The sequence below is a fragment of the Dietzia sp. Die43 genome (assembly GCF_024519835.1).
Lineage (GTDB): Bacteria > Actinomycetota > Actinomycetes > Mycobacteriales > Mycobacteriaceae > Dietzia > Dietzia kunjamensis.
Genome location: NZ_JALJRF010000035.1, coordinates 1 through 5,375 on the forward strand (window position 1 = coordinate 1; position 5,375 = coordinate 5,375).

Annotated in this window: 6 protein-coding genes; all 6 read left to right on the forward strand. The window is 63.6% G+C overall.

Translation table 11 applies throughout. The annotated features are described in order from the left end of the window. Positions 1-218 precede the first annotated feature (218 nt). Positions 219-374, forward strand: coding sequence for a hypothetical protein (locus NR111_RS17915; RefSeq protein WP_156523497.1), 156 nt, complete (start codon positions 219-221; stop codon positions 372-374). Positions 375-1,042: 668 nt separating this feature from the next. Then, complete coding sequence (locus NR111_RS17920; protein ID WP_003862069.1) at positions 1,043-1,309, forward strand: SHOCT domain-containing protein; 267 nt, start codon at positions 1,043-1,045, stop codon at positions 1,307-1,309. Continuing rightward, complete coding sequence (locus tag NR111_RS17925; protein WP_206471965.1) at positions 1,306-2,787, forward strand: multicopper oxidase family protein; 1,482 nt, start codon at positions 1,306-1,308, stop codon at positions 2,785-2,787. The genes NR111_RS17920 and NR111_RS17925 overlap by 4 nt, the downstream gene beginning before the upstream one ends. Before the next feature lie 65 nt (positions 2,788-2,852). After that, entirely contained in the window at positions 2,853-4,154 is a 1,302-nt protein-coding gene (locus tag NR111_RS17930; RefSeq protein ID WP_096905123.1) for an APC family permease, read from the forward strand. Positions 4,155-4,390: 236 nt separating this feature from the next. Further along, positions 4,391-4,633 (forward strand): DUF2892 domain-containing protein, encoded by a 243-nt coding sequence (locus tag NR111_RS17935; RefSeq protein ID WP_076599981.1) that lies wholly within the window; start codon positions 4,391-4,393, stop codon positions 4,631-4,633. A gap of 179 nt (positions 4,634-4,812) precedes the next feature. Then, positions 4,813-5,375 (forward strand): heavy-metal-associated domain-containing protein (locus NR111_RS17940; protein ID WP_256821592.1); only part of this gene is annotated, 563 nt, incomplete at its 3' end.

Here is a 5,375-nt window from a genome sequence, read left to right on the forward strand (position 1 = left end):
CCTGACCACCCACGAAGGATCACCATTCAGTTACACCACTTCCAGGGGCTTGACCACCTGGCGTGCCGGAAATGCCGATCAGGCCTGAGGGGTCCAGTCACTATTCCGACCTCGACCAAAGGCCAGGCCAAAATCGTCCGGCGAGCGCGGGAATAGCCAAAATGCACACTCTTCCGTGGTCATTGATCGACGTTTGAATTTCCTGACATTCGACGTTCATGGACGAGGGAGTCTCGCCGGATTCGTTTTTGGCGGCCCCACCGGCACAAACGAACAATGGCAGCCAGCAGGTGCGCAAGATGGTGCGCGACATCTGGTGCAACCAGCCGGTGGACGCGAATACGCCCGGAGCTAATACGCAGACCTTCCACTAAACGGGCCCTTCACTATGAAGGGCCACTAAACGATGCCGAGCTGTAGTTTCTGCGAACTCACCCTTCCCCAAATTTCCCCCATCTTCGAGGGCACGAGGGTTCTCCACCATGGTCTCGATCGTTCCAGCCTGTCCTGAGTGTCAGCTCGCCAGCGGAAATTCTTGATCAGACCTCCACCTGATCTCCACACAAATACGCGGGCGTACCGGCCAATGTGGAACTCGACCGGAAGACAGGGGCGCGGTATGGAGTGGGCGAGTGTAACCGTGGTGGCCATTGGCCTGGGCGTGTTCTGGGCCAGCGTGCTCTGCCTCATTGTCGCCCTGACAGGGACCGCTCCCCAGGCGTGAGACACCCAGGGACCAATCGATGGGTGAGCCGGGTTCAACCACCTACCCCACATACCCCATAGGGGGTAAAATTGGAGTTGTTCCAGTGAGCACCAGCAACGAATATGAAGAGGAGAAGATGTCTATCCAGCCTCGCAGTAACCTTCCGTTGGAAGCGATCGCTGAATCCTGCACGTGCTGCTCCACACCCAGACCCTCGGTGCCGATGCCGATCCACGGTCTCCAGACCGACCGCCACGCCCCGCACCCGGCGCCACCACCCCCCAGACACCGGCGGGCCACACGCTCGGGACTGAGAAGTAGCGAAGGACGATCGCGATGATGTGGAACAACGGGATGGGTTCGGGAATGGGCTGGATGTGGATCTTCTGGCTCTTGGTCATTCTGGGCACGGTGGTGGTCACCGTCGTCCTGGCGAAAGCGTTCACCGGCGGCCGGGGCCAGACCGGAGGGCATGAGCATGTCAAAACCGGGGAACGCCCGCGCCAGCCGCGAGAGATCCTGGACGAACGCTACGCCCGTGGAGAGCTAACCACCGAGGAGTACCGGGAGCGACTACACACTCTGGGCGAGGGACGGCAGTGAGCGAGCTGACCCGACGGCAGCTCCTCGCACTGGGTTTGGCAGGGGCCGGCACCGCCGCCGTGGGCGGGGCCGGCCTGTGGTGGACCGTCAGTGAGGGCAACACCACGAACAGTGGTGGCTTCTCCGACGGTGGTGACGACCTTCTCGAGCCGGACGTGGTGGCCAGTCGGGACGGTGTGCTCGATCTGGAGTTGGTCGCCGCCCCCGCCCGGGTCAAGATCGGCGGGCGAAACGCAAACGTGCAGGCGTTCAACGGCACACTCCCAGGCCCCACCCTGCGCGTTCGGGGCGGAGACACGATCCGAGTGGCGATGGCCAACGAACTCGACACCCCGACCAACCTGCACGTACACGGGTTGCACGTCTCCCCCGAGGGCAATGGCGACAACCCCTTCGTCAGCATCTCCCCCGGCGAGTCCTTCGACTACGAAATCGTCCTGCCAAACGACCACCCGCCCGGGACTTTCTGGTACCACCCCCACCACCACGGCCATGTCGCTGACCAACTGGCGGCCGGACTCTACGGAGCGATCGTTGTTGAGGACCCCGAGCCGGTCCCGGTGTCCCGTGAGCGCACCTTGGTCGTCTCCGACATCACCCTCGACGGCACTGGCAACCCGGCTGCCGCGTCCCCGCCCGAGAAGATGATGGGCCGTCAAGGCGAGATAGTGATGGTCAACGGCCAGGTTCGGCCCCGGGCCACCGCTTCGCCGGGAGAGCGAGAGCAGTGGCGGATCGTCAACGCCTGCCCGTCCCGCTACCTGCGCCTGACCCTGGATGGTCAGTCTCTGCGCCTGCTCGGCCGTGACACCGGCCGCCTACCCGAACCTGTCGACCTCACCGAGGTGACGCTGGCTCCCGGAAACAGAGTCGAACTCCTGGTGGACGCTCGCCAGGGCACCTCCACTCTGCTCAGCATCCCGGTGGACCGCGGCGCCATGCCTGGCATGATGGGCGGACCCATGGCCGGTGCGTTCCCGGCGGACGACGAGCCGATCGGTCTGCTCACGCTGGACGTGACTGGGCCCCCGGCGGACGAACCCGATCCCGTGCCCGCAGGACCGGCCCTGCGGGACCTGCGCACCGCACCGGTAACTGCCCGTCGAACCCTGGAATTCGCCATGGGCATGGGCATGGGCCGTGGGATGCGCGGAGCCGAATCGATGATGTCGTTCACCATCAACGGCCGACAGTTCGACGCCGACCGAAACGACATCACGGTCCGCGCCAGAACTGTGGAGGAATGGACCCTGACCAACACCAGCCCCATGGACCACCCAATGCACCTGCACGTGTGGCCCATGCAAGTCCTCGACGACGGCGAGTCACCCACCTGGCAGGACGTGGTCAACATTCCGGCCTTCGGCCGCGTCACCATCCGCGTGGCCTTCGACGACATCGTCGGCCGCACCGTCTACCACTGTCACATCCTCGACCACGAGGACCTCGGCATGATGGGCACGATCCTGGTCCGCTGAACTCGGCGCACCCGACCGCAAGCACACCGCCAACCCCGCCCGACGAGAAGAAAGTACGGTACCGCATGGATCGCAGCGCCCAGTCCTCGAACTCACTGACCCTCACTGGATCCGTTGCGCTCGGGACGGGGGTGATGATCGGGGCGGGCATTTTCGCCCTGGTAGGGCAGGTCGCCGAGCTGGCCGGGGGGTGGATGCCGTGGGCCTTCCTTGCCGGGGCAGTGGTGGTGGCCTTCAGCTCCTACTCCTACATCCGCTACTCAGCCACCAACCCTTCCTCGGGCGGAATCGCGATGCAACTCAAAGCCGCGTATGGACCCGGGGTCGTGGCTGGCTCGGTTTCGCTGTTCATGTACGTGTCGATGATCCTCGCCGAGTCCCTTCTCGGCCGAACCTTCGGTACCTACATGCTGCGACCGTTCGGGATGCAGGACTCCGACGTGTGGGTCCCGGTGCTGGCCGTCCTCGCCATCGCCGGCGCCGCACTGGTGAACCTGGTGGGCAACCAACTAGTGGAGCGCTCTGCCACGGTCACCGCAGCGCTCAAGATCGTCGGCATCGCGGTGCTGGCGATCGCGGGAATCCTCGCCGCGGGACTCTCCTCCCTGCCCCGGCTCATTACCGCCGCTGGACGCACGCCACCAGACCAGGGATGGGTGGGCTTTCTCGCCGGTGTCACCCTATGCATCCTGGCGTACAAGGGGTTCACCACGATCACCAACCACGGCGGGGATCTGAAGAACCCCAAGCGCAATATCGGCCGCTCAATCATTATTTCCATCGCCCTGTGCACGGCGCTCTATCTATTGATCACCGTCGCAGTCACTGCGAGCCTGACCGTGCCAGAGATCATCGAGGCCCGCGACTACGCACTGGCCGAAGCAGCCCAGCCGATGTTCGGCGACTGGGGCATGAGAATAACCGTGCTTATCGCGGTGGTCGCCACACTGTCTGGACTGATCGCGAGCCTATTCTCAGTCTCGAAGCTCTACGACATGCTCCGAGAAATGGGCCAAGCCCCGGGCCTGCCCGGCCGGCCAGGACATCAGTCGCTCTACATCACCGCCGGGCTGGCGATCGTGATGGCCGCCTTCTTCGACCTCTCCCAGATCGCCTCCCTTGGCGCTATCTTGTATTTGGCCATGGACATTGCCATCCACTTCGGGATCATCCGCCGTCTCAAAAACGACGTCGCCGCCAACTCCTGGATCCCGTTGCTCGCGATCATCCTTGACCTCGCGGTACTGGTGCCCTTCCTGCTCACCAAGAGCCAATCGGACCCGTTCACCCTCGTCATCACCGCGCTAGTGGCCCTAGCCATCGTCCTCGCCCAGTGGCTCGCCGTGCGACACCACCAACACCAGTGAGAACACAGAGCACACCAGAGACTCCAACCAACCCAGCGCGATTCAGGCCGCACGACGCGCGTCCGCTGAGCGCGTTGAGGCGCGCATCTCCCCACACTTGTGGCACACGCCGTACCGGCTTCACCGAACCTTCACGTGAAGGACAGTTCGTCCTTCACAAACACTTGGCAGATTGGGGGTGTACCGATCAATGGTCCCGTGCACTCGGGGCTGGATCGAGCACCCAGGAGGAAACGATGCAGGCGAGATGGAGTATCAACATCACCCCTATCGAAAGGGGCGCTCGCATCGTGTTGGGTCTTCTCGGTGTCGTTGGCGGAGGAATTCTGCTCAGCCAGGCGGATTCCACGGGCGCGGTGATCGTGGAGCTGTTGTTGATCGTGGCTGGTCTGGACCTGATCGTCACTGGTGGGACCGGGCACTGTCCACTGTACAAAAAATTGGGCCGCCTCCCGCTTCGGAAAGGACACCCCTCATGAGCGAGCAATCACCCCAGGAGCGACGGCGCCAGCCACTAGACGCGCCCCCTGATCAGCCCCCCGTTGCGGGGTCGGCTTCCCCCTACAGCGATGGGCCTCTGGAAGAGCAGTACCCGCCCGAGCCCTCGAAGCCCGGACGCTCCGGTCATCGTTGGATGATGCTCGCGTGTTGTGTCCCGATGCTCGTTCTTGTCGGGGTCCTGCTGGTGACCGGGGTCGCAGGCACCGGAGTGATCGTGTTTGGCGCGCTGTGCGTGGCGATGATGGGCCTGATGATGTTCGCAATGCCCGGTGGCCACGGCCATTACCCCGCCACTACACGCTCCTGGGATCCAATCGGCTCAGCATTGAACCGACCAGGAGCGAGCACGACGCGATTTCCAAGGCTGGATGACACCGAGATGGCTGCAGCGGCCACTAGCACGATGAGTTACACCGTCAGGGGACTGACCTGCGGTGAGTGCATCGCGCGAATGATCGAGCATCTATGGGGGCTACCCGAAGTCGAGGGGGTGTCAGTCGACCTCATCAAAGACGGGCAGTCCGTCATCACGATCAGATCTTCTCCCGAAAACAGCCTGGCGCAGACCCTCACCGCGGTCGAACGGGTGGGTTTTGAGCTGACCGGCCGAATGGAGCTGACCGGGCATTGGCCGGGCCTACACGGTGCGTTGCATCCCGACGAAATGTGGTTCCCCCCGAATCGTGGAGGGTTTCCTAGGCGGCTTCCGGTTCGGTCGCC

Coding starts and splice junctions, on each gene's coding strand:
- NR111_RS17915 (WP_156523497.1), top strand. CDS start 219: ATGGACGAGGGAGTCTCGCCGGATTCGTTTTTGGCGGCCCCACCGGCA.
- NR111_RS17920 (WP_003862069.1), top strand. CDS start 1,043: ATGATGTGGAACAACGGGATGGGTTCGGGAATGGGCTGGATGTGGATC.
- NR111_RS17930 (WP_096905123.1), top strand. CDS start 2,853: ATGGATCGCAGCGCCCAGTCCTCGAACTCACTGACCCTCACTGGATCC.
- NR111_RS17935 (WP_076599981.1), top strand. CDS start 4,391: ATGCAGGCGAGATGGAGTATCAACATCACCCCTATCGAAAGGGGCGCT.